The organism is Marinagarivorans algicola (assembly GCF_001292705.1).
Lineage (GTDB): Bacteria > Pseudomonadota > Gammaproteobacteria > Pseudomonadales > Cellvibrionaceae > Marinagarivorans > Marinagarivorans algicola.
On the sequence record NZ_LGAK01000113.1, the window covers coordinates 1 to 1,044 of the forward strand.

Consider the following 1,044-nt stretch of genomic DNA (forward strand, 5'->3'; position numbering starts at 1 on the left):
CCAGATCATTAACTTCAGTTACTAAAACAGATAGTGTACTTTGTTGTCTTGGTGGTTTGGCTCGCTTGCTTGGCTTAAATTGCACAGCATTAAGATTAACGACTGAGGGGAGTTGTTTTTCACCAAAGGTAACGGCTTGACTGGGATATTCTCCATCCCAATAGCGTATTTTAAATGAAAATGAAAAGTCACCTAAATTTTTAAAATCACCAAAATAACGCCCGCCATAGTTAATGGGTACACGTTGTGCACTATTGTTCGATAATTGTGATGCAAAAACCAAATCAGAGTCATCTGCGCAAACAGTGACTGAATGTGATTGTTCATAAGCACCTTTGTAATAATAAGATTTACGATAATGCTTTTCGTTGCTATAGCTTACTTCTTTTGTTGATTGTGAATATTCCCCATCAAATTTCACATCTTCGCCAATATTATCATATTTTATTTTTGAATTATGGGAGAAAGTAGTATATGGATCATTACCATTTATATAAGTTGTAAGGAATTGGTTGAGTATTAGATCTACTTTTGAGGCATTAAAATAATTTTTTAAACTATCTCTTACTTCCGTACAAATGGTTTCTGCATTGATGGTGGGGGATGCCATCGTGGATGCTATTAGAAGGTAATTTCTTATTTTCATATTATTGCTCCAATTTCTTTAATATTGAATCATAGATGCCTACTGCTGCTTCAATATCCTTGCTCTCTAATCGGTATGCTAGCTGTTGCGCTAAAGCCTTAACCTCTGCGTCAGTACTTAATTGAAACCTTCTAGATGCGAAAGAAATGGACGTGGGTATAGTGCTTGACAATATACGGGAGGCATTTGTCTCATATTGCTTAGCTCTTGCGCACCCTGATTTTTGCCAAGTCTGTAATGTACTGGAGTTACAAAATTTTAATATTTCTTTAAGTTCTAGCGCACCCTCATAAGTATTACTGAGGAAGGCCATGCTAAAGTATCGGCTTCTTACCGCTTGTATCATTTTGTTAACAGTTTCCATTGCGATTATCTTTGATAAAAATAGTCTTTTTTTC

The 1,044-nt window shown here is 35.6% G+C and carries 2 protein-coding genes; both read right to left on the bottom strand.

The window, feature by feature from the left end:
- Positions 1-646: hypothetical protein (locus AC438_RS16435; RefSeq protein WP_156317140.1), on the bottom strand; the 646-nt coding region annotated here is incomplete at its 3' end.
- Position 647: 1 nt separating this feature from the next.
- The coding region (locus tag AC438_RS16440) for a hypothetical protein (protein ID WP_238376431.1) at positions 648-1,044 on the bottom strand (397 nt) is incomplete at its 5' end.